Here is a 24805-nt window from a genome sequence, read left to right on the forward strand (position 1 = left end):
ACAAGGGAGATATCGAAATGCGCGCGCTGGTCTTTGAAACGCCGGACAAGCCTGTGATCGTCGACAGGCCGATGCCCGGCATCGGTGATGGCGAGGTCCTGATCAAGACCAGGACCGTCGGCATCTGCCATTCGGATTACGAGCTGCTGGCGGGGCGCTACATCATCCCGATCTCCTATCCGGTGACGCCCGGCCACGAATGGTGCGGCGAGATCATCGAGGTCGGCCGCGGCGTCAAGGGCTGGAGCGTCGGCGACCGCGTCGTCGGCGAATGCGTGGTGCGCACGCCGGAGCGGCTGCACCATTTCGGTTTCTCGATGGATGGCGCCGACCGCGAGTATTTCTCCGTCAATCCGGACTGGCTGCACAAATTGCCCGAAGGCATCGACGACAAGCGCGCCTCGCTGATCGAGCCGTTCACCTGCGGCTTCTATGCGGTGCTGCGCTCGGGCGGCACCAATGCCAGCGAGACCGTGGTGATTTCGGGCGGCGGCACGATCGGGCTTGTCTCGGCCGCGGCCGCGATCGGCATGGGCGCACGCGTCATCGTCGTCGACCCGATCGCCCGCCGCCGCGAGGTGGCGCTGCGGCTGGGAGCGACTGAGGCCGTCGATCCGGCACAGGACGCCGTCGCGCAGGTCATGGAACTGACGGGCGGCAAGGGCGCCGATCTGGTGGTCGAGGCGTCCGGCCACGACGCCTCGCTTGCCAACACCTTCGAATTCGCCCGCGAGGATGGCCGTGTCTCGATGGTCGGCATCAATATCGGCCGCAGGATCCCGGTCGAGCTCGGCACGATCCAGATCAAGAACCTGACCGTCAAGGGCTGCATCGGCTCGCCAGGCGTGTGGCCGGCGGCGATCCGTTTTCTGGAGCGGACCGGCATCGACCTGACACCGATCCAGACCCACACGTTCGGCCTCGACGAGGCCGTTGCCGCCTTCCAGCTCGGCAAGGATGCCGCCCAGTGCATCAAGGTCACGCTGACGGCCTGAAACAAGGGAGAAGAACCACATGTCCGAGCAATTGACCGTCGTCGCGCATCTCGTCGCCAGGCCGCACAAGATCGATGAGACGAAGAAATTCCTGCTGTCGCTCATCGATGCGACCCGGGCGGAGCCAGGCTGCATCGACTACGATCTGCACCAGGACGACGACAGGCCGGCCGAGTTCACCTTCTATGAAAACTGGAAGAACCGGGCGGAATGGGACAAGCACATGGAGACGCCGAACCTGCATGAGTTCGCCCGCCGCGCCGACGAACTGTTCGCGGTGCCGCCGCACATCCGGCTGATGACGATGATCAGCAAATAGTTTTCGGAGAGGCCCTTCATGGCAAAGCTTGATGGAAAGATAGCGCTGGTCAGCGGCGCGGCGCAGGGCATCGGCCGCGCGGTCGCCGAACTCTTTGCCGAGGAAGGCGCCACCGTCTATGCCGGCGACGTCAAGCCGGTGAAGCCGGCCAAGGGCATCGAGGCGCTGACGCTGGACGTCTCCAGGCCGGACGATTGGGAAAAGGCGGTCGAGACGATCCTCGCCCGGCACGGCAAGCTCGACATACTGGTCAACAATGCCGGCATCGTGCGCGCCTATGAGCAGCTCATGGAAACCGATCTCGACGCCTGGAACGCGGTCGTTGCCGTCAACCTCACCGGCAGTTTTCTCGGCATCAAGGCGGTGCTGCCGGCCATGCGCAAGGCCGGCAAGGGCTCGATCGTCAACTTCTCGTCGATCTGGGGCAGTGTCGGGGTCGCTGGCGCTGCCGCCTACAATGCCGCCAAGGGCGGCGTGCGCAACATGACCAAGAATGCCGCGGTGACCTACGCGCCCGAAAACATCCGCGTCAATTCGGTTCATCCCGGGCTGATCCGCACGCCGCTCGTCGAAGCGCAGCCGGACGACATGAACGCCGGCATCATCGCGCAGACGCCGATGGGCCGGATGGGAACGCCGCGTGAGGTGGCCAATGGCTGCCTGTTCCTGGCGAGCGACGATTCATCGTTCATCACCGGCAGCGAGCTGGTGATCGACGGCGGCTACCTGGCGCAGTAAGGCGCGCCGCGTTCAGACGCGATGCGCCTCGCTACGTGCTTTTGGGCGACATACAGTAGCGGAGGATTGAAATGAATGTGACCAATGCAAGGATCGAACCGACCATCGAACATGGCGGCACATGCCACACCTATTTCATGGTGCCGAAGGAAGCGATGCGCGCCGAGACCGAAGGCTCCTATCTCGAATATGTCTCGGAGTTCGAGATAGCGGCCGGTTCGCATCTGGAGCCGCACCGGCACAACACGCATGAATTCTACTATGTGCTGAAGGGCCGCGCGCTGATGCAGATCGGCACTGAGAAGCGTGAGGTCGCGCCCGGCGACCTGATCCACATTCCGCCAAACGCCGTGCACACGATCGCGCCTGTCGGCGATGCGCCGCTGCGCGCGCTGGCCTTCGCCGCGAGTTTCCTGCCACCGGGCGGCGCCGGCGGCGAAGCCGAAAAAGCCGAGTTGCCCGGCTGACAGGCGCCCGCCGTTTCCCTCCTTGCAAATTCCTCCCAGGACCTGGCTCCGCTACGCAAGTAGCGGGCCTTTTTTCTGGAGCCTCGGGCAAGGCCTCACCGGGGTTTCATATTGAGAATCATTGCGCATGCCTTGCCCGTCCAGCTTTGGCATGGTCCGGCATGTTGGCGGCGCAAGGGAGGAAAATTTGGAATGACGAGTGCTCTGTTTTCGCCGATCTCGCTCAGAGCGCTGACCTTGCCGAACCGCATCGTCGTGTCGCCTATGTGCCAGTACAATTCGGTCGACGGTTCGGCCACGGATTGGCACATATTGCAGCTTGGCCAGTTCTCGCTGGGCGGCTCCGGCGGGCTGGTGATGACCGAGGCCACCCATGTCAACATGACTGGCCGGATCACGCTGAAATGCGCGACCTTGTGCACCGACGACAATGAGCGGGCGCTGAGGCGGATCATCGATTTCTGCCGGCAATATGGCGTCGCCAAGCATGGCATCCAGCTCGGCCATGCCGGCCGCAAGGGATCGACGCTGCCGCCGGCGCTCGGCGGCAAGCCGCTGACGAAAGAGCAAGGCGCCTGGCAGACGGTGGCGCCTTCGGCGCTCGCCTATGATCAGGGCTGGCATGTGCCGCGGGCGATGACGCTGGACGACATCGCGGAGGTCAAGGCGGACTACGTCGCCGCGGTCGGCCGTGCCGAACGCATCGGCTACGATCTGATCGAACTGCATGCCGGCCACGGCTACCTCATGCACCAGTTCCTGTCGCCGCTGTCGAATATGCGGACCGACGTCTATGGCGGCAGCCTCGAAAACCGTGTGCGGCTGGTACTCGAAACTTTCGAGGCAGCGCGGGCCGCCTGGCCACAGGACAAGCCGATGGGCGTGCGCGTCTCCGCCACCGACTGGGTGGATGGGGGCTGGACCATCGAGGATACGATCGTGCTAGCTGGGGAATTGAAGGCGCTCGGCTGCGACTATATCGACGCGTCCAGCGCAGCGCTTGATCCGCGCCAGAAGATCGCGCTTTCCCCCGGCTATCAGGTGCCCTTCGCCGAAGCGGTGCGGCGCGAGGCCGGTATCCCGACGATGGCGATCGGGCTGATCACCGGCGTGCGGCAGGCCGAAGAAATCATCGCCAGCGGCAAGGCCGACTTCGTCTGCATGGCGCGCGGTGCAATGTGGGATCCGCGCTGGGCCTGGCATGCGGCCGAGGAACTGGACGCCGAGGCGCCTTATGCGCCGCGCGCCATGCCGGCTCATCCCAACGCGCGGACCTCCGTGTTCCCGAACCGGCAGAAGCCGGCTGCCTGAGCTCCGCTCCGTTAGCCGGCTTTCTGAGAAACGTAGAGATCCCTATAGGTCTCGCGCAGAACATTCTTCTGCACCTTGCCCATCGTGTTGCGCGGCAATTCGTCGACAAAGATCACCTGCTTCGGGTGCTTGTATTTGGCGATCCGCCCGGCGACGGCGCCGACGATATCGGCAGCGGTAACGACTGAGCCCGGCGCCCGCACCACGATCGCGGTGACGCCTTCGCCGAAATCCGGATGGGTGACACCGATGACGGCACTTTCGCTGACGCCTGCAAGGGCGTCGATCTCGCTCTCGACTTCCTTCGGATAGATGTTGTAGCCGCCGGAGATGATCAGGTCTTTTCCCCGCCCGGCGATGTGGACATAGCCGTCGGCGTCGATCAGGCCGAGATCGCCGGTGATGAAGAAGCCATCATCGCGGAACTCGGCCCTGGTCTTTTCCGGCATGCGCCAATAGCCGGAAAAGACATTGGCGCCTTTCACCTCGATCATGCCTACTTCGCCCTGGGCAAGCGGCCCGCCGCCGTCGGGATCGGCGATGCGCAGTGCGACGCCGGGCAAGGGGAAGCCGACCGTGCCGGCGCGCCGCTCGCCGTCATAGGGGTTCGACGTGCTCATGTTGGTCTCGGTCATGCCGTAGCGCTCAAGGATCGAATGGCCGGTGCGTTCGCGCCAGGCCTTGTGCGTCTCGGCAAGCAGCGGCGCCGATCCGGAGATGAACAGGCGGATGTTCTTTGCCGCCTGGCCGTTCAAGCCGTCCTGCTGCAACAGGCGCACGTAGAAGGTCGGCACGCCCATCAGCGCCGTGGCGCGCGGCAGCAGCGAGACGATGCGGGCTGGGTCGAATCTGGTTTCGAACAGCATCGAGGCGCCGGCCATCAGGATGACATTGGTGGCGACGAACAGGCCATGCGTGTGGAAGATCGGCAGCGCATGGATCAGTACGTCGGCGCTGGTGAAACGCCAGTGGTCGACGAGCACCCTTGCATTCGAGGTGAGGTTTTCATGGCTGAGCATGGCGCCTTTCGAGCGGCCGGTCGTGCCCGACGTGTAGAGGATCGCCGCCAGATCGTCCGGTCCGCGCGCCACGTCATGGAAATCCGCAGACTGGCGCGAGGCCTGGTCGATCAGCGAGCCTTCGCCGTTGCGGCCGAGCGTCACGGTCGTGGCGCCCGATGCCTGCGCCAGCGGTTCGATATCGGCTGCCCTCTGGGGGTCGCAGACGACCAGGCGCGGTTCGGCATCGCCGAAGAAATAGCCGAGCTCGGTCAGCGTATAAGCGGTGTTGAGCGGCAGGAAGACGGCACCGGCGCGCAGGCAAGCGAGATAGAGCAAGACCGCCTCCGGGCTCTTCTCGACCTGGACGGCGACGCGGTCGCCCGGTTCGACGCCCAGTTGCAGCAGCGCGTGCGCCAGTTGCGCCGACCGGGCCAGCATGTCGCCATAGGTGAGCGAGCGCCCGTCATCTGTCTCCATCAAGAGCCGCCCTGGCGCCGGCATCCGGGCGCGAAACGCATCGAACAAATGATTGCTCATGTATCTCTCCAGAGCATGATGCCGAAAAGTGTGAAGCGGTTTTCGCACGACATCATGCTCTATCCCTTTAGATTTGGAGCCGGATTCAGATTTCAGGTCGATTCGACCTGAAATCTGAATCCGGCTCTAGGGTTGGGCGGATCGACCAGGCGGCAAAAGCTGCGGCGCGGCCGGCCTCACTGCGGCTTTCGGCAGCAGGCGGCGCACGGTGGGTGCGGCCGCCACATCGTTTTTGGCAGCGAACAGCTCGTGGTTCTTCTCGATGTCGTCGAGCTTGTAGCGGTAATTGACCATCAGGCCATGCGCCTGCCGCAGAGCGCGGGGCGACAGGTCGCCGAAAAGGTTGATGCGCTCCAGCCGCGCGCCATTGCCGAGATGGAACCGCGCGACCGAGTCGATGACCTTGCCGGAAGTGGTGCGGGCCTCGAGGAAATACTGCGCCGCCAGGGCAAGCAAGACCTCGCCTGCGCGGTCGCGCTGAGCGGCGTCCGCATGCCAGCCCTCGTTGGCGATAAGGTTCTGTGCCTCGGCGGCGGATGGGCTGGCCTGTTCGGCCAGCCAGCGGGCAAAACCCGGCACCGGCGACAGCGTGACGAAATCGGTCAGGCCGGGAAGGTCGCGGCGCAGATCCTCGACCACCTGCTTGATCAGGAAATTGCCGAAGGAAATGCCGCGCAGCCCCTCCTGGCAGTTGGAGATGGAATAGAACACCGCCGTCGTCGCCTGCCGTGGCTGCACCGGCGGCCGTTCGTCGGCAAGCAGCTCGGCGATCGTCAACGGCATGGCGCGGGTGAGCGCGACCTCGACGAAGATCAGCGGCTCGTCGCCGAGCTGCGGATGGAAGAACGCATAGCAGAGCCGGTCGTCGGGCTCGATGCGGCGGCGCAGATCGTCCCAGGTGTGGATGGCATGCACCGCTTCGTAGCGGATGATCTTTTCCAGGATGTTGGCCGGCGTCGACCAGTCGATCCGCCGCAGCACCAGGAAGCCGCGATTGAACCATGACGACAGAAGATGCGTGAAGTCGGCATCGACGATGGCAAGGTCGGGCGATGTTGTCAGCCGGGCAAGCAGATCCTCGCGCATGCGCACCAATGTCTCGATGCCGCCGGGCGCCAGGTTCAGGCGGCGCAGCAGCTCCTGCCGGGCCGGTTCGGCGGCATCGTGCAAAGCGAGCGCGGTGTGATCGTCGGGCGCGTCGCGATAGGCATCAACGGCATCGGCAAGCCTGCCGTGATCGGTGCCGAAACGATCGCGCAGCACATGCAGGAAGGCCAGCCTGCCGTCGGCGTCGAGGGTGCGCCAGCGCTCGAGTATTTCGCGGGCATAGGCGACACCCGACGCTTCGCCCTGGCTGGAAAGCAGGCGCGTGCATAGACGTGCCAGGCTGTCGGCCGAGACCGGCTCGTCGCCGCGAACGAGGTTCAGCATCATCCGGCCGCGATCGGCGATGGTGTTCAGGAGATCAGCAAAAAAGAGGCTGCGGTCCATCAATCCTGACTCCCGAAAAGGAGCCCCCTGAAGAGGTCCGGAAAGGCATCCAATAGAGATTTAAAATATCGATATAACTTTGACATATCAATAAAAATCGCTAAAAATGGAGAAGAGATATCTTGACTGGAGGATCGCCTTTCATGGATGTGGCAGGACAGTTCACGCTGACCGGCAAGACCGCCTTCATCACCGGTGGCGGTGGCGGGCTCGGCGTCGCGGTGGCCGAAGCCTATCTCGCTTCCGGCGCCTCCGTCGTCATTTCCGATGTCGATGCCGACAAGGTCGACGCCGCGGTCAAGGGTCTTGAGTCCAAGGGCACGGTGATCGGTGCGCCCTGCGACGTCACCGATGCGGCCAGCGTTGCAGATGCCGTCGCCAAGGCCGAGGTCGCGCTCGGCAAGATCGACATTCTGATGACGGCGGCCGGGTTTGCCAGGCGCACCGCCGCGGTCGACCTGGAGCCTGAAGAATTCGATCGCATCATGGCGATCAACGTCAAAGGCACGTTCCTGCCGGCACAGGCGGTGGCGCGCGGCATGATCGCGCGTGGCCAGGGCGGCAAGATCATCACCATCGGCTCGGTGCGCGGGCTTGTCGGCCATCCGCTCGGCTATGTCAGCTACGGCACCAGCAAGGGCGCGGTGCATCTGCTGACGCGTCAATTGGCGACGGAGTGGGCGCAGCATCGCATCAACGTCAATTGCATCGCACCGTCGGTCATCAAGACACCTCTTGCCGATTTCATCCTCAAGACAGCGGAAGTGCGCGATCTCTTCATGTCGCGCATTCCGTTCAACCGCCCTGCCGAACCGGAGGAATTTGTCGGCGCCGCGATCTTCCTGGCGGCCAGGGCTTCCGACTTCGTCACCGGCCATGTCCTGTTCGTCGACGGCGGCAGCACCGCAGGCTAGAGCATCGCACCCAAAAGTCGCCGCTACAGCCGCCGGCGCGCCTTGCCTGAGGCCGCCTTCGGGTCTCCGCTCTGGCTGAAGCGCTCCATGCACAGTGCCGTCGTCAGGCGGTAGTGGTCGAGCAAGGCCTGGACCGCGCCGTCGGCATTGCCGTCGAGGGCGCGTTCGGCGATCAGGCGATGCTCGCCGAGCTCGTCGCGCTGGACGCCGGCGCCGCCGCGCGCCATCTGGCGGTAGCGATAGGCCTGGTCGGCAAGCTGGTCGCAGAACCCCACCAGCCAGCGCGACCGGCAGGCCGAAATCAGCGCGCGGTGGAAGGCGCGATGCAGCTTTTCCCAATCGGGATTGGTTGGGGCGGGATTGGTCGCATCTGAGCTGATCGCCAGGGGATCCTCAGGCAAACGGCGCGGCGTGCGCGACAGGCGGTGCAGCGCCAGCACGAGCTGTTCCTCCCACTCATGCGTGCGGTTGGCGATGGCTTCGCGCAGCGCCCGCTCTTCCAGCCAGCAGCGGGTGCGCGTCAGTTCCTCCAGCTCGGCCGCGCTGAGCGGCATGATGAAGAAGCCGCGCTGGTCGTGGCGGCCGAGCAGGCCTTCCGAGGCAAGCCGGTTGAGAGCTTCGCGAACGGGCGAAGCGCCGGCGCCATAACGGGAAACCACCCATTCGACGCGCAGCTTGCTTTCGGTTTCGAGGACGCCGTGCAGCAAGTCATCGCGAAGCTGATGATAGACGGTGCTGGCGAGCGTGCTCTTGGACGCAGCGCCCTCGTCATTCAGATCGGCCGTTGCGTACGTCAATGCGGCTCCTGTTGCCTGCGTGGTGTTGCCCTTATCCGTGCCGTGGTCGGGCTCCTCGCCTATCCTACAATGTCGGGCTTGCGGCCCTCAAGGGCAAGATCGCGCTTCTGATCAAAGGCGAACGACCGCGCCGTCCTGGCTTGCCGACGTAACGATGGCCTCGAACAGCTTGATGTTGTCGAGAAGCTGCGCAGGGGTGAAGCGGTAAGGTTTCTCGCCGGCGACGGCAGCGGCCCAGGCCTCGAAATTCGCGGTGACCGTATCGGCCGGGTGATGGACCGTCACCTGGCGCGGCTCCTTTGTGCCGGTGCAGACGGTGACGGTCGTCGGCTTGCCCTGGTCGACATTGCCTTCGCTGACGATTTCGATCCAGCCCTTGTCGCCGAACACCGTGACGCGTCCATAATACGGCGTGCAGGACAAAAGGCTGATCGTGCCGCGCGCGCCGGATTTGAAGGTCAGCGATGCCGTCACGAAATCGGTGGCGGGCGGCTCGAAGATCAGGCTCGACGTCTGCGCGCGGACTTCGGCGGGAGCGCCGAAGAAGGCGACGCAGAGATCGGTCTGATGGATGCCCGTCGCCGTCATCATGCCGGCCGGCGCGTGCCTCGGGTCCAGCCGCCAGTTCGAACGGTCGATGCCGCGGAACAGATCGTGGCTGATATTGGCCTCAAACAACAGCGGCTTGCCCAGCGTGCCGTCGTCGAGCAGTTTCTGGGCCTGCTCGAAGCATGCTTCGTAGCGGCGCTCATGGCCGATGCCGAGGATCTTGCCGGCTTTCCGGCAGGCTTCGATGACGCGGGCCGCACCGGCGGCGCTCATGGTGAGCGGCTTTTCGCAGAACAATTCCTTGCCGGCGGCGATCACCGCCAGGCACTGCTCCTCGTGCAATCGGTGCGGCGTGGCGAGGATCACGCCTTCGACGGCGTCGTCGGCAAGCACCGCGGCCAGATCGGCGGCATGGCCGACGCCATGCTGGCGAAGGAAATCCAGAGCGCCTTCCGGCGGCGCCGGATCGACGCCGTAGAGCACCTGGAAACGCACACTCTTGTCGAGGCACGAGATGATCTGCTTGCCCCACCAGCCAAGACCTGCGACCGCGACACGCATCCTGTTCTCCGATGTTGATCGACTCCGGGCTTCGTCAGCCCTGGCGCTTCTGGAAGGCGGTGATCGTCACGTCGCCCCAGACGCCGGCCCTTCCTGTAGGGATCGGCGCCATTGAACGCCTCGACTGCGCCGCGCCCGTCGGCGTCGACGATCAGCAGGCTGCCCTTCATCGTGATGCCGTCGTCTTCCACCAGCGGCCCGGACATAATGAGGGTGACGCCATAGGTCGCCGCCGTCGTCAGATGCGCCTTGTGCGCATCCTGGCTGGCCAGCCGGCGCTGGAGGCCGTTCTCACCGTCGAGGGCATGGATGGCGAAAAGCATGGGCATTTTTCTCCTGCATGGGGCTGAATCGGTCTGGTGTCCCGACTATAGGGAAACGCGCAGGGCTTTGCAATAAAATCGATAATATATTGACATCAATAAAATTAGCGATTTTAACAGAAGGCAGATTGCAGGAGGATTTCATGCGCTTTGCGGTTTGCATCGAGGATGGCGAGCGGCGGCTCGGCGTCGTGCGCGGGACCGACATCGCCGTGCTGGGCTCGTCGAGCCCTGACTTGCTCGAGCTCATCAACTGGGGCAAGGACGGGCTCGCCGCGATCGCCAAACAGGTTGAGGTCCTGCCGCCCGCCGCCTGGCAGAAGCTGGCGACGACGCCTTTGGCACTGCCCTTCGAACCGTCGGGTAAGATCGTCTGCCTTGGCCTGAACTACCGCGCGCATGCGCAGGAAGGCGGCTACGCGGTGCCGGATTATCCGGCGATCTTCCTGCGCACGGCGACGTCGCTGCTGCCGGCGGGTGAGGCGATCATCGCGCCGCGCGTCTCGGAAAAACTCGATTTCGAGGCGGAGCTGATGGTGATCGTCGGACGCGCTGGACGCTACATTTCGGAGGCCGATGCGCTGGATCACGTGTTCGGTTACACATGCTTCAACGACGCCTCGATCCGCGACTACCAGCGCAAGACGCATCAATGGACGCCCGGCAAGAATTTCGACAGGACAGGTGCGGTCGGCCCCGTCATCGTGACGGCGGACGAGCTTCCCGCCGGAGCTTCCGGCCTCGGCATCGCCTGCCGGCTGAACGGCGAGACGGTGCAGAATGCCAGCACCGCCGACATGATGGTCCCGGTCGCCATGGCGGTCTCGATCATTTCGGAGTTCATGACGCTCGAACCCGGCGATATGATCGCCATGGGCACGCCGCAAGGCGTCGGCCACGCGCGCACGCCGCCGCTCTGGATGCGCCCCGGCGATGTGGTCGAGGTCGAGATCGAAGGCATCGGCATCCTGCGCAACGGCATCGCGGCCGAAGAGCCCGGGACACGCCCGGCAGCCAAGTGAGTGACAGGCCGGTACGGGAGGAGACGGCACCATGCGCGACATCACCGCCGACAACATCACCGAAGCCGTGCAGCAGGCCTGGGGCAACGCGCCCCACCCGCGTCTGCATCACCTGCTGCAGCGGCTCACCCACCATGTCCACGCCTTCGTCCGCGAGGTCGGGCTGACGCATGAGGAATGGCTGGCGACGATCGATTTCCTGTGGCGTGCCGGCCAGATCAGCGACGACAAACGCAATGAATTCGCGCTGCTGTCCGACGTCATGGGCGTGACCTCGCTGGTCGATCTCCTCAACGCGACGCCGGGCGCCACCATCGGCAGTGTGCTTGGCCCCTTTTATTCGGATGACAGCCCGACAGTCCCCTTCGGCGCCGATCTGGTCAAGGACAATGAAGGCACGACCGTGCTGGTTACCGGCGTCGTGCGGGATACGGTGGGAAAGCCCATCTCCGGGGCAGTCGTCGACATGTGGCAGACCGACGCGAAAGGCGAATATGCCACGCAGGACGCGGCGCAGGACGACGACAATTTGCGCTGCAAGCAAGAATGCGATGCCGAGGGCCGCTATGCCTTCACCACCGTCGAGCCGGCGCCCTACACGATCCCGATGGACGGTCCGGTCGGCGCGATCGTGGCGGCGGCGGGCCGGTCGCCCTGGCGGCCGTCGCATTTCCACTTCATCGTCAGGGCTGAGCGCCACAAGCCGATCGTCACCGAAATCTTCTTCACCCATGACAAATTCGTCGACAACGACGCCGTCTTCGGCGTGCGCGAACCACTGGTGCGGAAGCTGGACGCCATGCGCGCCAGCGACGCCGGCCCGCCCGGCCTCGAACGACGGCCGGACAAGCGGCTCGATTTCGATTTCACGCTGGTGCCGCTGATCCGCTCATGACGCAAGAGCCGCGCACCCTCATCCGCAACGCCATCGTGCTGTCGATGGATGACAGCGTCGGCGATTTTCTCGACGGCGACGTGCTTGTCGTCGGTGACCGGATCGCCGCCGTCGGGCAGAACTTGCAGGCGGATCAGGCCGAGGTGATCGACGGGCGCGGGCGCATCGTCATCCCCGGCATCGTCAACGGCCATATGCACACATGGCAGACCGCTCTGCGCGGCCTCACCTCCAACATGACGCTGCTCGAATATTTCCGCTGGGTGCACCGGGGCCTGGCTACAGCCTTCCGGCCCGAGGACATTTACATCGCCACGCTTGCGGGGGCGATCGGCCAGATCAATGCCGGGGCGACCACGCTCGGCGACTGGTGCCACAACAATCCGACGTCAGACCATACCGATGCCGCGGTCGAGGCGTTGTTCGAGAGCGGCATACGCTCGGTCTTCCTGCACGGATCGCCGAAGCCCGATCCCAAACCCGGCCAGCCGCATTTTTCCGAAGTGCCGCTTCCGCGCCACGAGATCGAGCGCCTGCTGCGCGGCCGCTTTGCCGGCCGCGACCAGTTGGTGACGCTCGGGCTCGCTATCCTCGGGCCGCATTATTCGACCATGGATGTCGCCCGCGCCGATTTCCGGCTGGCGCGCGAGCTCGGCATGGTCGCCTCGATGCATCAGGGCGGCGGCGAGGCCAAGACGCCGGGCGGCTGGGAGAGGCTGGAGGCCGAGGGGCTGGTCGGACCCGGCATCAATGTCGTGCATGGCAACAATCTGAGCGACGAGCAGATCAGGCGGTTCGTCGGCGCCGGCGTCTCGTTCACGGTGACGCCGGAGAACGAAATGACGCAAGGCCACGGCTTTCCCATCACCGGTCGGGTGCTGGCGGCCGGCGGGCAGCCGTCCTTCGGCGTCGACATCGAATCGCTGGTTTCCAGCGATATGTTCACGGTGGCGCGCATGGCGCTCGCCTGCCAGCGCTCGCTGGACAATGATCTGTCGCGCCGGACCACAGGCGAGATCCCCGGAGCCTGCATGGTCTCTACCCGCGATGCGCTGCGCTGGATCACCCTGGAAGGCGCAAGGATGCTGGGGCTGGACGACAGGATCGGCTCACTGACGCCCGGCAAACAGGCCGACATCGCCATTTTGCGCGCCACGGACTGGAACATGTGGCCGGTTCACGATCCCTATTCGACCGTCATTATGCAGTCGAATGTCGGCAATGTGGAAACGGTGATGATCGCCGGCCAGTCCAGGAAGCGCGACGGAAAGCTCTTGTGGGACGATGCGGAGGGGGTGAAACGCGACCTCGAGGCTTCGGGCAGGCGTATCGTGTCGCAGCTCGGCATCCCGACGCAGTTGAATGGCTGAGGCGCGGCGTCAGCCGGTCCCTCTGTCAACCGCCCCTCAGCCGGCCGCGTTGTCCGCCGCCGTCCTGATCGCCTCGATGTTCGCCCGATAAGCTTCGACGCTGTCGCCCTTGAAGATGGCCGCACCCGCGACCAGCACGCTGGCGCCGGCGGCGGCGACGAGCGGTGCCGTTTCGGACGAGACGCCGCCGTCGATCTCGATGCGGATCGGCCGGTTGCCGATCAGTGCCTTTACCCGCTTCACCTTGTCGACGATGGCCGGAATGAACGCCTGGCCGCCGAAGCCCGGATTGACGGTCATGATCAGGATCAGGTCGAGCCGGTCGAGCACATATTCGACAGCACTTTCCGGCGTTGCCGGATTGAGCGACACGCCGGCCTTCTTGCCGAGATTCCTGATGGTCTGCAGCGAACGGTCGAGATGCGGCCCGGCCTCGGCATGAACCGTCATGCCGTCGCAACCGGCCTCGGCGAAGGCCGCCAGATAGGGATCGGCCGGCGCGATCATCAGATGGCAGTCGAAGAACGCCTTGGTGCGGTTGCGGATCGCCTTGATGACCGGCGGGCCGAAGGTGATGTTGGGCACGAAATGCCCGTCCATGACGTCGAGATGGATCCAGTCGGCGCCGGCCGCGGCCACCGCCTCGACCTCGTCGCCGAGCCTGGAGAAATCCGACGCCAGCACTGATGGAGCGATCAGGGTTTTTTTGCTCATGATCCGGCCTTTCCAGGCGCCGTTGGTTGCGGGCGCTTCGTCTGGATCGACTGCTAGACCATGATCTGGAAAAGGGAAAGTCGGTATTTGCTGTGCAGGCAGCCGGCCGGCGAATCGCCCCACCCGTATGAGATTTCACTCGCCGGCGATAAGGTGCTTGCAAACGGTGGAACCTCTGGTTTTCCAGTCATGGGGCTGTCCTTTTCGGGTCGCGCCATGCGGCGCCTGAGCATCAGTCGCGGACGGACGCGGAAAGGTCCATGGGGATGCTGTAGCAAAGGGTGATGGATGCATTGCGCAGAATGCTTGCGCGTTGCGCAGCCTGTTCTTATATACGCGCCAAGCCGTTCAGCGCCGGAATGCCGGTTGCTGGAACGGAATTTCTTGTGAACAGGGGCTTTCGTCGGAACGCCTTACGGGTCCTGAGAGCCTGCTTAGCGGAGAGACTAGAAAAATGGCAAAAGTAATCGGTATCGATCTGGGAACGACCAACTCCTGTATCGCCATCATGGATGGCAAGGAGCCGAAGGTCATCGAGAATGCGGAAGGCGCGCGCACGACCCCTTCCATCGTCGCCATCAACAGCGACGGCGAGCGCCTTGTCGGCCAGCCGGCCAAGCGCCAGGCGGTCACCAATCCTGAAAACACCATCTTCGCGGTCAAGCGCCTGATCGGCCGCCGTTATGACGATCCGGTGACGGAAAAGGACAAGAAGCTTGTCCCCTACAAGATCGTCAAGGGCGACAATGGCGATGCCTGGGTGGAGGCCGGCGGCAAGAAGCAGTCGCCCAGCCAGATCTCGGCGATGATCCTGCAGAAGATGAAGGAAACGGCGGAGGCCTATCTCGGCGAGAAGGTCGAGAAGGCGGTCATCACCGTTCCGGCCTATTTCAACGACGCCCAGCGCCAGGCGACCAAGGACGCCGGCAAGATCGCCGGCCTCGAAGTGCTGCGCATCATCAACGAGCCGACCGCGGCTGCCCTTGCCTATGGCCTCGACAAGAAGGAAGGCAAGACCATCGCCGTCTATGACCTTGGCGGCGGCACGTTCGATATTTCGGTGCTCGAGATCGGCGACGGCGTCTTCGAGGTGAAGTCGACCAATGGCGACACCTTCCTCGGCGGCGAGGATTTCGACATGCGTCTGGTCGAATATCTGGCGGCCGAGTTCAAGAAGGAACAAGGCATCGACCTGAAGAACGACAAACTTGCCCTGCAGCGCCTCAAGGAAGCGGCCGAAAAGGCCAAGATCGAGCTGTCGTCCACCACGCAGACCGAGATCAACCTGCCCTTCATCACCGCCGACGCGACCGGTCCCAAGCACCTGACGCTGAAGCTGACCCGGGCGAAGTTCGAGAGCCTGGTCGAGGATCTCGTCCAGCGCACCATCGACCCCTGCAAGGCGGCGCTCAAGGATGCCGGCCTGAAGGCCGGCGAGATCGACGAGGTCGTCCTGGTCGGCGGCATGACCCGGATGCCCAAGATCCAGGAGATCGTGAAGCAGTTCTTCGGCAAGGAGCCGCACAAGGGCGTCAACCCGGATGAGGTCGTCGCACTGGGTGCTGCAATCCAGGCCGGCGTGCTGCAGGGCGACGTCAAGGACGTGCTGTTGCTCGACGTGACGCCGCTGTCGCTCGGCATCGAGACGCTGGGCGGCGTGTTCACGCGCCTCATCGAGCGCAACACGACGATCCCGACCAAGAAGAGCCAGGTGTTCTCGACGGCGGAAGACAGCCAGTCGGCCGTGACCATCCGTGTCTTCCAGGGCGAGCGCGAAATGGCCGCCGACAACAAGGCGCTCGGCCAGTTCGACCTGGTCGGCATCCCGCCTGCGCCGCGCGGCGTGCCGCAGATCGAGGTCACTTTCGACATCGACGCCAACGGCATCGTCAACGTCTCGGCCAAGGACAAGGGCACCGGCAAGGAGCACCAGATCCGTATCCAGGCTTCTGGCGGCCTTTCGGATGCCGACATCGAGAAGATGGTCAAGGACGCCGAGGCCAATGCCGAGACCGACAAGAAGCGGCGCGCGCTGGTCGAGGCCCGCAACCAGGCCGAAGCGCTGGCGCATTCCTCGGAGAAGTCGCTGAAGGAATATGGCGACAAGGTTCCCGAGGCCGACCGCACGGCGATCGCCGATGCGATCGCGGCGCTGAAGACGGCTGCCGAAGGCGACGACGCGGCCGAGATCGAGGCCAAGACGCAGGCGCTCGCCGAAGTTTCGATGAAGCTCGGCCAGGCCATGTACGAGGCTTCGCAGAAGGAAGCCGCGGAAGCCGATGCCAAGGCGGACGCCGCCAAGGACTCTGATGTGGTCGACGCCGATTTCGAGGAAATCGACGAGGACGACGACAAGAAGAAGTCGGCCTGAGCCGTCTTACGGCAAAATAAAGCAGAGAGCCCGGCGCACAGCCGGGCTTTTTTGCAACCTCTTGCAAAAAAGAGCGGGCTTCACCCGAAAAAATGCGGGCAACCCCTTCGCGACACTGGCATCCCGGCCCCATCGCACCTAAATCGAAACGGCAGTGCCGGCAAAAGACACGAACAATGCCTCAAGACGTTGAGCATCCGGACAGCGGGAAAAAATGAAAGCTGATTTCTACGAAACGCTGGGCGTCCAGAAAGGTGCCGACGACAAGGAGCTGAAGAGCGCTTTCCGCAAGCTTGCCATGCAGTTCCATCCCGACCGCAATCCCGGCGATCACGCCTGCGAGCACAAATTCAAGGAAATCAACGAGGCCTACGAGACGCTGAAGGACCCGCAGAAGCGCGCGGCCTATGATCGCTTCGGCCACGCCGCCTTCGAGCAGGGCGGCATGAATGGCGGCGCGCATGGTTTTGGCGCCGGCGGCTTCGCCGACATCTTCGAGGATATTTTCGGCGACATGATGGGCGGGCGCCAGCGCCGTTCGTCCGGCGGGCGCGAGCGTGGCGCCGATCTGCGTTACAATATGGAAATCACGCTGGAAGAGGCGTTCTCGGGCAAGACCGCGCAGATTCATGTCCCAGCCTCAATCTCGTGCACGGAATGCTCCGGCAGCGGCGCCAAGCCTGGCACCCAGCCGGTCACCTGCTCGATGTGCAACGGCCACGGCAAGGTGCGCGCGACGCAAGGCTTCTTCTCGATCGAGCGCACCTGCCCGCAATGCCAGGGGCGCGGCCTGACCATCAAGGAACCGTGCCCGAAATGCGCCGGCCAAGGCCGCGTCACCGAGGAGCGCTCGCTGTCGGTCAACATCCCGGCCGGCATCGAGGACGGCACCCGCATCCGGCTTGCCAATGAGGGCGAAGCCGGTCTGCGCGGCGGCCCGTCCGGCGATCTCTATATTTTCCTCGCGGTCAAGCCGCACGAATTCTTCCAGCGCGACGGCGCCGATCTCTATTGCAAGGTGCCGATCTCGATGACGACGGCCGCCCTTGGCGGCTCCTTCGAAGTGGCGACGCTGGACGGCACGCAGACCAAGGTGAAGGTGCCGGAAGGCACCCAGAATGGCCGCCAGTTCCGCCTGAAGGGCAAGGGCATGCCGGTGCTGCGCCAGCCCAATGTCGGCGATCTCTATATCCAGACCGCGGTCGAGACGCCGCAGAGCCTGTCGCGCCGCCAGCGCGAGCTGCTGGAAGAGTTCGAGCAGCTTTCCTCAAAGGACAATTCGCCCCAGTCGAGCGGCTTTTTCGCCCGCATGAAGGACTTTTTCGAAACCTTCGGCGAGCGCTGAAGCAATTCCAGCCGGCAGGGTGTAGAATAGGCCTGCTCGCAGGGCTTTGGATTTTCGTTTTCGAGGCATGTCGTTATCGCAAAACCGCTACGCACTTTTGCGCGACATGCCTTAGCGTCATCAACACCTTATGCGGGCATTCGCCTTGCCTTGGACTGCTTAACTGCTAAGTAGCGTCCCGGGGGAGCGTTCAGGAGAACTCGCATGGCACGTGGTCCCGGATTGCGAAAAGCGCTGGCGGAAAAGTTCGACGACGAACTGAAATTCTTCAAGGGCTGGATCGACAAACCGAAGACGGTCGGTTCGATCGTGCCGACCAGTTCCATCACGGCGCGCAAGATGGCCTCGATCGTCAATCCGAAATCGGGCCTGCCGGTGCTCGAAGTCGGGCCAGGCACCGGCGTCATCACCCGCGCCATCCTCGCCCATGGCGTGCGGCCTGAAAATCTCTACGCGGTTGAATATTCAACCGATTTCGTGCGCCATCTGCGCCGGCTCTATCCCGGCGTCAACGTCATCGAGGGCGACGCCTTCAATCTCGACGCCACGCTTGGCGACAAACGCGACATGGTGTTCGATTCGGTCGTTTCCGGCGTGCCGCTGCTCAATTTTCCGGTCGCCCAGCGCATCGCCTATATCGAAAGTCTGCTCGACCGCATCCCCGAAGGCCGCCCGGTCGTGCAGCTGACCTACGGGCCGCTGTCGCCGATCCCGCCCGGCCGTGGCGACTACACGGTCAAGCATTTCGATTTCATCATCCGCAACATCCCGCCGACGCAGCTGTGGATCTACCGGCGCGAGTCGCGTTGATTTGACCGGCCCTTGGCTGTACCTGTCCGGGGACAAGGGTGGCCAATGGCAGTGATCCCGAAAATTCTCGTCTTCGCCGGCTCGGTCCGATCAGGCGCCTATAGCGGCAGGACCGCCGATGTGGCGCAGAAGGAGCTTGCCATGCAGGGCGCCGAGGTGACTCGCATCTCGCTCATCGACTATCCGCTGCCGATCCTGGACGAGGATCTGGAAAAGGAAAAGGGCATCCCTGAAAACGCCATGAGGCTCGGCCGGCTGATCGCCGCCCATGACGGGCTGCTGATCGCGACGCCCGAATATAACGGCTCCATCCCACCGCTGCTCAAGAACAGCGTCGACTGGGTGAGCCGGGCGCGCAAGGATGGCAGCCGCTCGTTCAGGCCGCTTGCCGGCAAGGTCGCCGGCCTCTGCTCGTCTTCCAAAGGAAACTTCGCCGGGATACGCTGCATCAACCATTTGCGCGCCGTGCTGGTACGTTGCCAGATGGAGGTGGTGACGCCGGAGTGCTCGGTATCGGAGGGCGGCAACGCCTTCGACGAGGCCGGGAATTTCAGGGACGAAAGACTACGCAAATCGATGGAGCACCTATGCCGCACGCTGATCGAAACCTCGCGTTTGCTGTCCACCCGGATCGAGGCATGATCCTGGACCAGGCCGATACCATGCAGGAAAGATTGATCGTCGGCCTCGACGTGCCGACGCTGAAGGAAGCCGAAAAGGCTGTGCGTGAACTCGACGGCGTCGTTTCCTTCTACAAGATCGGCTATCAGCTCGCCTTCGCCGGCGGGCTGGATTTCGCCCGCGAACTCGCCAGCGGCGGCACCAAGATCTTCCTCGACATGAAGCTGCTCGACATCGACAACACGGTCGCCAAGGGCGTCGAAGCAATCGTCAAGATGGGCATGACCATGCTGACGCTGCATGCCTATCCCAAGACGATGCGGGCGGCGGTCGAGGCGGCCAGGGGCAGCGATCTCTGCCTGCTTGCCGTCACGGTGCTGACGTCGATGGACGAGCAGGACGTGATTGACGCCGGCTATGAATACGACCCGCATACGCTGGTGCTGAGACGTTCCGAACAGGCGCTGCATGCCGGCATGGGCGGCATCGTCTGCTCGGCCGAGGAAGCGGAAGCAGTGCGCCGGATCGTCGGGCCCAACATGGCCGTCGTGACGCCGGGAATACGGCCCAAGGGCAGCGACCATGGCGACCAGAAACGCGTGGTGACGCCGCGCCAAGCGATCCGCAACGGCTCCAGCCATCTCGTCGTCGGCCGGCCGATCGTCGGCGCCGCCGACAGGCGGGCGGTCGCGGAAGCCATACTGGCCGAGATGCGCTCGGCTTAGAAAATTTCGGAGAAGAAGAATGCCCAAGGGATACTGGATCGCCCGCGTCGATGTGCGCGACGCCGAAGGCTACAAGGACTACGTCGCCGCCGCCAAACTTGCCTTCGACCGCTTCGACGTGAAATTCCTGGCACGCGGCGGCGAGCATGAAAAGGCCGAGGGGCCGGGCCGAGCGCGCAACGTGATCATCGAGTTTCCATCGCTCGCCGATGCGCATGACTGCTACCACTCGCCGGAATACCAGCGCGCCGTCGCCATCCGCCAGAAGGTCGCCGATGGCGAGATCGTGCTGGTCGAGGGGGTTTAGGGCTGTTCGATGGGACTGGGGCGATCACAACCGCCGCGGCGGTCAGACCGAATGCAGGATGTAGAGCTTCCGCGTTTTCTCGTGGATGGTCCATTCGCCCTCCCAGCCAAGCGGCAGGACAAGCAATTCACCGGGTCCGACATCTCTAACCGCGCCGTGAGGGCCGTGCAGCGTCACGCGACCGGTGACGATGTGGCAAATCTCGGAATTCGTCTCCCGGCGCGCGGTGAACCGGCCCTGCGAACATTCCCAGACGCCGACTTCGATCTTGCCGTCATCCGAAGTCCACAGGGTGTTGGCTGCTTCGAGCTGATCGCCCTCCACCGAGGTGGGTTTCAGCACGGGCTCACCGAGGTCGATATGCGCAAGGTGCGCGAAGGTCTTGAAGTCGATCATTCCTAAGTCCTCGGGTGGTGCGGTTCAATGGCCGGTGATGCGATCGGCCAGGGCCGCCAGCCGCGATGTGCGCGGCAGCCCCTTTGCTTCCCGCTCGTCGGCAATTCGATAGAGCTGATACATGGAATGGACGCCCAGCCAGCGCAGCGGCTCCGGCTCCCATTTACGAACCGTTCGATTGACCCAGGGCAGCCGGGTCAGGTCGGTGTCGTTGCCCAGCAGCAGGTCCCTCAGCGTGCGTCCCGAGAGATTCGAGGTGGAAACGCCGAGGCCCACATAGCCGCCTGCCCACCCTATCCCGGTCTGCTTGTCAAAGCCTACTGTCGTGCACCAGTCCCGCGGCACGCCGAGCGTTCCACACCACGCATGGTCGAGCCTGAGCCCACTGGTCTGCGGCAGAAGCGTCGTCAGGATCTTGTGCAGCTTGTCGATCGTCGCCTGCTGAGTGACGCCTCGAACATCGGTCTTCGAGCCAAATCGATAAGGCACCCCGCGTCCGCCCATGGCAATGCGTCCTTCCCGGGTGCGCTGCGCATAGCAATATGTGTGCGCGGCGTCGCCGAGAACCTCATAGCCATCCCAGCCGATTTCGCTCCACAGTTTTTCGGACAACGGCTCGGTCACCACGATGGCGCTGTTAAGCGCCAGCCAGAGCCTTTCGTGGCCGGCAATTCCGGCGGTAAAGCCTTCGGTCGCGCGTATGATTTTTTCGGCGCGCACCACGCCTCGATTGGTTGCGACCTTGCCCTTCTCGATCGACAGCACGGTCGTCTGTTCGTAGATCGGGACACCGAGGCGCTCCACTGCCCTGGCGAGCCCCTGCACCAGCTTTGCGGGCTGAACCCGCGCAACCTTCTTGATGACGAAGGCGCCGCGCGCGTTGTGTACCGCTATGCGCCGGCGCATCTGCGCCGCATCGATATACCCCACGCGTTCGTCGCTCAGCTCCCATGACCTGGCATGGGCATACATCGCCTTGGCGCGCTGCTCCTGCGCCTCGTTGGTTGCGACCAGCAATTCGTCGGTACGGCGAATGTCGGCGTCGATGCCTTCGGTCTCCGCGACCGATATAACCTCGTTGACCGTGCCCATCATTGCCGCCTGCATGGCGATGACTCCGGCGCGGGACGATGCCTTCTCATATTTTTCGCGCGACCAGGAGAACCCGCCGGACAGCCAGCCGCCATTGCGTCCCGAAGCGCCGAACCCGGCGAACTCCTTCTCGACAATGACGATATTGAGGTGCGGCGCCGCCTGCTTCAAATAGTAGGCGGTCCAAAGGCCGGTGTAGCCTGCCCCGACGATACAAACGTCCGCCACGATATCGCCCGGCAACGGCGGCCGATAGCCGGGCACGCCGCCTATGTCGGCATACCAGAATGAAACGTCGCCGTTCTTCTTCACGTCCATTGCCGCGATTTCCCAGCTTCAGGTCAGATTCAGGTCGGCCTTCTCGTCGTCCGCCAGCAGCTTCACGTCGCTGCCGGCAAATATGAGGTCGACCTCGTCGCCGATGGCGAAGGTCTCGGCATCCAGCGTCGAGCGCACGATCGCCTTGGACGTGTCGGCCAGAACGACCTCGTATTTGGAGCCCGATCCGAGATAGATGGCCTCGCCAATGCGCCCGGGCAGGGTGTTTCGATCCTGTCCGCCCATCCCCCGTCTGGCGAGGCTCAGCTTCTCCGGCCGCAGCAGCATCGCGGGTTTGACGCCGCCGGGAAGGCGTTTGGCGGTGGTTACTTTCCGTCCGGCTATGTCGATGGCGGTCTCGTCGCCCGAGGTGGAGGGCGCGCCACGCAGTATGGTCGAGTCGCCTACGAACTTTCCGACGAACAAGGTCTCGGGCTCGTCGTAGAGCTGGCGACCGCTGCCGATCTGCTCGATGCGTCCCTGGTTGAACACGGCGATACGGTCCGAGAGGACCAGGGCCTCCTCCTGGTCGTGCGTGACGTAAACGAAGGTGGTGCCCAGTTCCCGGTGGATTCGTTTGATCTCGAGCTGCAGCCATTCGCGCAATTTCTTGTCGAGCGCCCCGAGCGGCTCGTCCATCAGCAGCAATGGCGGGTCGAATACGATGGCGCGGGCCAGCGCGACGCGCTGCTGCTGCCCGCCGGAGAGCTCGCTGGGGAAGCGATGGCCGAAATCCGTCATCTTCACCATGTCCAGGGCCTTGCGCACCCGGGCTTCACGATCGGGATTGGCGATGCCGCGCAGGGTCAGCGGATAAGCGACGTTCCTGCTGACCGTCATATGCGGAAACAGCGCGTAGTGCTGGAAGACCACACCGGTATTGCGTTTGTGCGCCGGTACGCCGATGACGCTCTTGCCGCCGACATCAAGCGAACCCGAGCTCACCTCGGTGAAGCCGGCGACGATGTTCAGCGTGGTCGTCTTGCCCGAACCGCTAGGCCCGAGCAGCGTCATGAACTCCCCCGGCTCGATACGCAGCGAGACTTCATCGAGAGCGATGAAGCTGCCATAGTGTTTGCTGACCGACTTTAGATCGATGGCTGCGCCGCGGGTTGATGGTGAGGCCATGTCAGCGTTTTCCCTGCCGCGAACCGATGAGAAGCCCCGCCCCGATCACCAGCGACGTCGCGATGAAGAGCAGCGTGCCCACCGCCGCAACCGTAGGATCGGCGTCGCGGGTAATGCTGGAGAATATCTGGACCGGCAGTGTCTTCAGGTAAGGGCTGGTGATGAACAGCGCGACGATGATCTCGTCGAATGAGGTTACGAAGGCAAACAGCAGGCCCGACAAGATGCCCGGCGCGATCAGCGGCAACGTCACGGTCCTGAACGCCGTCAGCTGGGTGGCGCCGAGACTGGCCGCGGCGGTTTCCAGCCGTTTATCGAAGACTTCCAGGCTGGCGGAGACGGCAATGATGACGAAAGGAACGGCGAGCATCGTGTGGGCCATCACGAAACCGGTCATGGTGCCGACCAGCTGCGTGTCGAGATAGACGGCATAGATGCCGACGGCGAGCACCACCCCCGGCACGACCATTGGCGTGATCAGCAGTGCGCGCAGCACGCCGCTGACGCGGCTTTTCATGCGATCGAGGCCGAACGCCGCCAGCGTGCCGATGACGGTGGCGAACACTGCCGTGACGACGGCAACCTTGAGCGAACTGACCAGGCTCGCCGACCATTCGGGGTTGGTGAAAAAGTTCCGGTACCACTGCCAGGAGAAGCCGGACGGCGGAAAGGCCAGCGACTTCTTGTCGTTGAACGACATCGGCACGACGACGATTGTCGGTGCGATCAGCCAGACGGCGACGAGCAGGCAGAACAAACCGAGCAGGATTCGACCGGGCTGTTTCATTGGCGTCTCGACCCCGTCTTGTGCGGCTGGCGCGACAGCGGTGCCGCGAGCGCGAGCAGGATGAAGGTCGCGATCAGCAACACCACACCCATCGCGCCGCCGCGGCCCCAGTTGAGCAGGCTGAGTACCTGGTTCTGGATCAGGGTCGAGAGCATGGTCGAACGCGGACCGCCGAGCAGTGCGGGTGTGATGTAGAAGCCGAGTGCGAGAATGAACACGATGATGGCGCCGGCGTAGACGCCCGGAAGCGAGAGCGGCAGATAGACCTGGGCAAAGGCACGCGCAGGACTCGCGCCGAGGCTTCGTGCCGCCTGCAAGAGCCGCAGATCGATCGCCTTCATCACCGAATAGAGCGGCAGGATCATGAACGGCAGCAGCACCTGCGCCATGCCGATCACCACGCCCGTCTGGGTGCGGATCAGCTTGACCGGACCGAGGCCGAGGCTCCGGATGACGGAGTTGATCACGCCGGAGTCCTGCAACAGGATGACCCATGCCAGGGTGCGCACCACGCCGCTTACCCAGAACGGTACCAGCACGCACAGGATGAGGACGAGCCGCATCTTGGGTCCGACCACGGTCATCACATAGGCATAGGGGTAGCCGGCAATGACACACACCAGCGTCACCCAGGCGGAGATGGCGAAGGTCCGCTGAAGTACCGTCAGGTTGACCGGCGTTCCGAAGAACCAGACATAGTTCTGCCATCCCCATTGCGGCTCGGAAAAGCTGCGCAGGGTCACGATGGCGAGCGGCAGGCCCAGGCAGACGACGAGCAACAGCAGCGCCGGCGCGACGAGCCAGAAAGCCTGTCCCCGAAACCAGCGCCACCGATCGTCCGCCGCGGCAGCCGGACCAGTGTCCCGGCTGCCGGTTGCGCTCGCTGCCACGGGCAGCGGAC

25 protein-coding genes and 1 pseudogene are annotated in these 24805 nt (G+C 63.9%); 15 read left to right on the forward strand and 11 right to left on the reverse strand.

The genetic code is table 11. The features are described 5' to 3' along the window. Positions 1–17 precede the first annotated feature (17 nt). The 5 genes from MESS2_RS05095 to MESS2_RS05115 all read left to right on the forward strand — a co-directional run bounded on the left by MESS2_RS05095 (position 18) and on the right by MESS2_RS05115 (position 3830). Positions 18–995 (forward strand): zinc-dependent alcohol dehydrogenase, encoded by a 978-nt coding sequence (locus tag MESS2_RS05095; protein WP_008873026.1) that lies wholly within the window; start codon positions 18–20, stop codon positions 993–995. 19 nt (positions 996–1014) lie between these two features. Continuing rightward, on the forward strand, positions 1015–1314 hold the full coding sequence (locus MESS2_RS05100) for a putative quinol monooxygenase (protein ID WP_008873027.1): 300 nt from the start codon (positions 1015–1017) through the stop codon (positions 1312–1314). A gap of 18 nt (positions 1315–1332) precedes the next feature. Further along, positions 1333–2052 carry an SDR family NAD(P)-dependent oxidoreductase gene (locus MESS2_RS05105; protein ID WP_008873028.1) on the forward strand — a complete coding sequence of 240 codons (720 nt, stop codon included), beginning with the start codon at positions 1333–1335 and terminating at the stop codon, positions 2050–2052. A gap of 71 nt (positions 2053–2123) precedes the next feature. Then, positions 2124–2519, forward strand: a complete 396-nt coding sequence (locus tag MESS2_RS30155; protein ID WP_008873029.1) for a cupin domain-containing protein — start codon at positions 2124–2126, stop codon at positions 2517–2519. A gap of 192 nt (positions 2520–2711) precedes the next feature. Beyond that, positions 2712–3830 carry an NADH:flavin oxidoreductase/NADH oxidase gene (locus MESS2_RS05115; RefSeq protein ID WP_008873030.1) on the forward strand — a complete coding sequence of 373 codons (1119 nt, stop codon included), beginning with the start codon at positions 2712–2714 and terminating at the stop codon, positions 3828–3830. Positions 3831–3841: 11 nt separating this feature from the next. On the opposite strand, the gene MESS2_RS05120 is transcribed toward MESS2_RS05115, so the two are convergent. Continuing rightward, positions 3842–5368 (reverse strand): malonate--CoA ligase, encoded by a 1527-nt coding sequence (locus MESS2_RS05120; RefSeq protein WP_008873031.1) that lies wholly within the window; start codon positions 5366–5368, stop codon positions 3842–3844. A 126-nt stretch (positions 5369–5494) separates the two neighbouring features. Next, positions 5495–6859, reverse strand: a complete 1365-nt coding sequence (locus MESS2_RS05125; protein ID WP_008873032.1) for a malonyl-CoA decarboxylase — start codon at positions 6857–6859, stop codon at positions 5495–5497. Positions 6860–7002: 143 nt separating this feature from the next. On the opposite strand from MESS2_RS05125, the gene MESS2_RS05130 reads away from it, so the two are divergent. Then, positions 7003–7773: an SDR family NAD(P)-dependent oxidoreductase gene (locus tag MESS2_RS05130; protein ID WP_008873033.1), complete on the forward strand. Its 771-nt coding sequence runs from the start codon at positions 7003–7005 to the stop codon at positions 7771–7773. Positions 7774–7796: 23 nt separating this feature from the next. Here the strand turns inward: MESS2_RS05130 and MESS2_RS05135 are convergent, their stop codons facing one another. The 3 genes and pseudogenes from MESS2_RS05135 to MESS2_RS33200 all read right to left on the reverse strand — a co-directional run. Next, a complete protein-coding gene (locus MESS2_RS05135; protein ID WP_008873034.1) occupies positions 7797–8570 on the reverse strand; it encodes a GntR family transcriptional regulator in 774 nt (257 codons plus the stop codon). 111 nt (positions 8571–8681) lie between these two features. Beyond that, entirely contained in the window at positions 8682–9680 is a 999-nt protein-coding gene (locus MESS2_RS05140; RefSeq protein WP_008873035.1) for a Gfo/Idh/MocA family protein, read from the reverse strand. A 149-nt stretch (positions 9681–9829) separates the two neighbouring features. After that, a pseudogene (locus MESS2_RS33200) lies at positions 9830–10009 on the reverse strand (YciI family protein); the annotation flags it as partial. Between the two features lie 137 nt (positions 10010–10146). Between MESS2_RS33200 and MESS2_RS05150 the strand changes: the two are divergent. Genes MESS2_RS05150 through MESS2_RS05160 form a run of 3 tightly spaced genes read left to right on the forward strand, consistent with a single transcriptional unit; the run spans position 10147 to position 13290 of the window. Then, positions 10147–11025, forward strand: coding sequence for a fumarylacetoacetate hydrolase family protein (locus MESS2_RS05150; RefSeq protein WP_008873037.1), 879 nt, complete (start codon positions 10147–10149; stop codon positions 11023–11025). A 31-nt stretch (positions 11026–11056) separates the two neighbouring features. Beyond that, a complete protein-coding gene (locus MESS2_RS05155; protein ID WP_008873038.1) occupies positions 11057–11920 on the forward strand; it encodes a dioxygenase family protein in 864 nt (287 codons plus the stop codon). After that, complete coding sequence (locus MESS2_RS05160) at positions 11917–13290, forward strand: amidohydrolase family protein (RefSeq protein ID WP_008873039.1); 1374 nt, start codon at positions 11917–11919, stop codon at positions 13288–13290. The genes MESS2_RS05155 and MESS2_RS05160 overlap by 4 nt, the downstream gene beginning before the upstream one ends. 36 nt (positions 13291–13326) lie before the next feature. On the opposite strand, the gene rpe is transcribed toward MESS2_RS05160, so the two are convergent. Then, positions 13327–14004, reverse strand: a complete 678-nt coding sequence (gene rpe / locus MESS2_RS05165; protein WP_040592151.1) for a ribulose-phosphate 3-epimerase — start codon at positions 14002–14004, stop codon at positions 13327–13329. A gap of 454 nt (positions 14005–14458) precedes the next feature. Between rpe and dnaK the strand changes: the two genes are divergently transcribed. The 6 genes from dnaK to MESS2_RS05195 all read left to right on the forward strand — a co-directional run bounded on the left by dnaK (position 14459) and on the right by MESS2_RS05195 (position 20183). Further along, complete coding sequence (gene dnaK, locus MESS2_RS05170) at positions 14459–16375, forward strand: molecular chaperone DnaK (protein ID WP_008873041.1); 1917 nt, start codon at positions 14459–14461, stop codon at positions 16373–16375. 214 nt (positions 16376–16589) lie between these two features. Further along, positions 16590–17720: a molecular chaperone DnaJ gene (dnaJ, locus tag MESS2_RS05175; protein ID WP_008873042.1), complete on the forward strand. Its 1131-nt coding sequence runs from the start codon at positions 16590–16592 to the stop codon at positions 17718–17720. Positions 17721–17924: 204 nt separating this feature from the next. Next, complete coding sequence (gene pmtA / locus MESS2_RS05180) at positions 17925–18530, forward strand: phospholipid N-methyltransferase PmtA (RefSeq protein WP_008873043.1); 606 nt, start codon at positions 17925–17927, stop codon at positions 18528–18530. 45 nt (positions 18531–18575) lie between these two features. Then, on the forward strand, positions 18576–19172 hold the full coding sequence (locus tag MESS2_RS05185) for an NADPH-dependent FMN reductase (RefSeq protein ID WP_008873044.1): 597 nt from the start codon (positions 18576–18578) through the stop codon (positions 19170–19172). Next, positions 19169–19876 carry an orotidine-5'-phosphate decarboxylase gene (gene pyrF, locus MESS2_RS05190; RefSeq protein ID WP_008873045.1) on the forward strand — a complete coding sequence of 236 codons (708 nt, stop codon included), beginning with the start codon at positions 19169–19171 and terminating at the stop codon, positions 19874–19876. The genes MESS2_RS05185 and pyrF overlap by 4 nt, the downstream gene beginning before the upstream one ends. Before the next feature lie 19 nt (positions 19877–19895). Then, positions 19896–20183: a DUF1330 domain-containing protein gene (locus MESS2_RS05195; protein WP_008873046.1), complete on the forward strand. Its 288-nt coding sequence runs from the start codon at positions 19896–19898 to the stop codon at positions 20181–20183. Between the two features lie 42 nt (positions 20184–20225). Here MESS2_RS05195 and MESS2_RS05200 read toward each other — a convergent pair whose 3' ends face one another. From MESS2_RS05200 to MESS2_RS05220, 5 genes are read right to left on the reverse strand one after another with little or no spacing between them, the layout of a single operon-like run. Then, positions 20226–20579 carry a cupin domain-containing protein gene (locus MESS2_RS05200; protein WP_008873047.1) on the reverse strand — a complete coding sequence of 118 codons (354 nt, stop codon included), beginning with the start codon at positions 20577–20579 and terminating at the stop codon, positions 20226–20228. A gap of 24 nt (positions 20580–20603) precedes the next feature. Beyond that, positions 20604–21989 carry an NAD(P)/FAD-dependent oxidoreductase gene (locus tag MESS2_RS05205; protein ID WP_008873048.1) on the reverse strand — a complete coding sequence of 462 codons (1386 nt, stop codon included), beginning with the start codon at positions 21987–21989 and terminating at the stop codon, positions 20604–20606. 18 nt (positions 21990–22007) lie between these two features. Beyond that, complete coding sequence (locus MESS2_RS05210) at positions 22008–23117, reverse strand: ABC transporter ATP-binding protein (RefSeq protein ID WP_008873049.1); 1110 nt, start codon at positions 23115–23117, stop codon at positions 22008–22010. A 1-nt stretch (position 23118) separates the two neighbouring features. Beyond that, the gene (locus MESS2_RS05215) at positions 23119–23904 is read right to left on the reverse strand and encodes an ABC transporter permease (RefSeq protein WP_008873050.1); all 786 of its coding nucleotides are present in this window, start codon (positions 23902–23904) and stop codon (positions 23119–23121) included. Next, entirely contained in the window at positions 23901–24794 is an 894-nt protein-coding gene (locus MESS2_RS05220) for an ABC transporter permease (RefSeq protein ID WP_008873051.1), read from the reverse strand. The genes MESS2_RS05215 and MESS2_RS05220 overlap by 4 nt, the downstream gene beginning before the upstream one ends. Positions 24795–24805 lie beyond the last annotated feature (11 nt).

The sequence above is a fragment of the Mesorhizobium metallidurans STM 2683 genome (assembly GCF_000350085.1).
Classification (GTDB): Bacteria; Pseudomonadota; Alphaproteobacteria; order Rhizobiales; family Rhizobiaceae; genus Mesorhizobium; species Mesorhizobium metallidurans.

Coding starts and splice junctions, on each gene's coding strand:
- MESS2_RS05095 (WP_008873026.1), top strand. CDS start 18: ATGCGCGCGCTGGTCTTTGAAACGCCGGACAAGCCTGTGATCGTCGAC.
- MESS2_RS05100 (WP_008873027.1), top strand. CDS start 1,015: ATGTCCGAGCAATTGACCGTCGTCGCGCATCTCGTCGCCAGGCCGCAC.
- MESS2_RS05105 (WP_008873028.1), top strand. CDS start 1,333: ATGGCAAAGCTTGATGGAAAGATAGCGCTGGTCAGCGGCGCGGCGCAG.
- MESS2_RS30155 (WP_008873029.1), top strand. CDS start 2,124: ATGAATGTGACCAATGCAAGGATCGAACCGACCATCGAACATGGCGGC.
- MESS2_RS05115 (WP_008873030.1), top strand. CDS start 2,712: ATGACGAGTGCTCTGTTTTCGCCGATCTCGCTCAGAGCGCTGACCTTG.
- MESS2_RS05120 (WP_008873031.1), bottom strand. CDS start 5,368: ATGAGCAATCATTTGTTCGATGCGTTTCGCGCCCGGATGCCGGCGCCA.
- MESS2_RS05125 (WP_008873032.1), bottom strand. CDS start 6,859: ATGGACCGCAGCCTCTTTTTTGCTGATCTCCTGAACACCATCGCCGAT.
- MESS2_RS05130 (WP_008873033.1), top strand. CDS start 7,003: ATGGATGTGGCAGGACAGTTCACGCTGACCGGCAAGACCGCCTTCATC.
- MESS2_RS05140 (WP_008873035.1), bottom strand. CDS start 9,680: ATGCGTGTCGCGGTCGCAGGTCTTGGCTGGTGGGGCAAGCAGATCATC.
- MESS2_RS05150 (WP_008873037.1), top strand. CDS start 10,147: ATGCGCTTTGCGGTTTGCATCGAGGATGGCGAGCGGCGGCTCGGCGTC.
- MESS2_RS05155 (WP_008873038.1), top strand. CDS start 11,057: ATGCGCGACATCACCGCCGACAACATCACCGAAGCCGTGCAGCAGGCC.
- MESS2_RS05160 (WP_008873039.1), top strand. CDS start 11,917: ATGACGCAAGAGCCGCGCACCCTCATCCGCAACGCCATCGTGCTGTCG.
- rpe (WP_040592151.1), bottom strand. CDS start 14,004: ATGAGCAAAAAAACCCTGATCGCTCCATCAGTGCTGGCGTCGGATTTC.
- dnaK (WP_008873041.1), top strand. CDS start 14,459: ATGGCAAAAGTAATCGGTATCGATCTGGGAACGACCAACTCCTGTATC.
- dnaJ (WP_008873042.1), top strand. CDS start 16,590: ATGAAAGCTGATTTCTACGAAACGCTGGGCGTCCAGAAAGGTGCCGAC.
- pmtA (WP_008873043.1), top strand. CDS start 17,925: ATGGCACGTGGTCCCGGATTGCGAAAAGCGCTGGCGGAAAAGTTCGAC.
- MESS2_RS05185 (WP_008873044.1), top strand. CDS start 18,576: ATGGCAGTGATCCCGAAAATTCTCGTCTTCGCCGGCTCGGTCCGATCA.
- pyrF (WP_008873045.1), top strand. CDS start 19,169: ATGATCCTGGACCAGGCCGATACCATGCAGGAAAGATTGATCGTCGGC.
- MESS2_RS05195 (WP_008873046.1), top strand. CDS start 19,896: ATGCCCAAGGGATACTGGATCGCCCGCGTCGATGTGCGCGACGCCGAA.
- MESS2_RS05200 (WP_008873047.1), bottom strand. CDS start 20,579: ATGATCGACTTCAAGACCTTCGCGCACCTTGCGCATATCGACCTCGGT.
- MESS2_RS05205 (WP_008873048.1), bottom strand. CDS start 21,989: ATGGACGTGAAGAAGAACGGCGACGTTTCATTCTGGTATGCCGACATA.
- MESS2_RS05210 (WP_008873049.1), bottom strand. CDS start 23,117: ATGGCCTCACCATCAACCCGCGGCGCAGCCATCGATCTAAAGTCGGTC.
- MESS2_RS05215 (WP_008873050.1), bottom strand. CDS start 23,904: ATGAAACAGCCCGGTCGAATCCTGCTCGGTTTGTTCTGCCTGCTCGTC.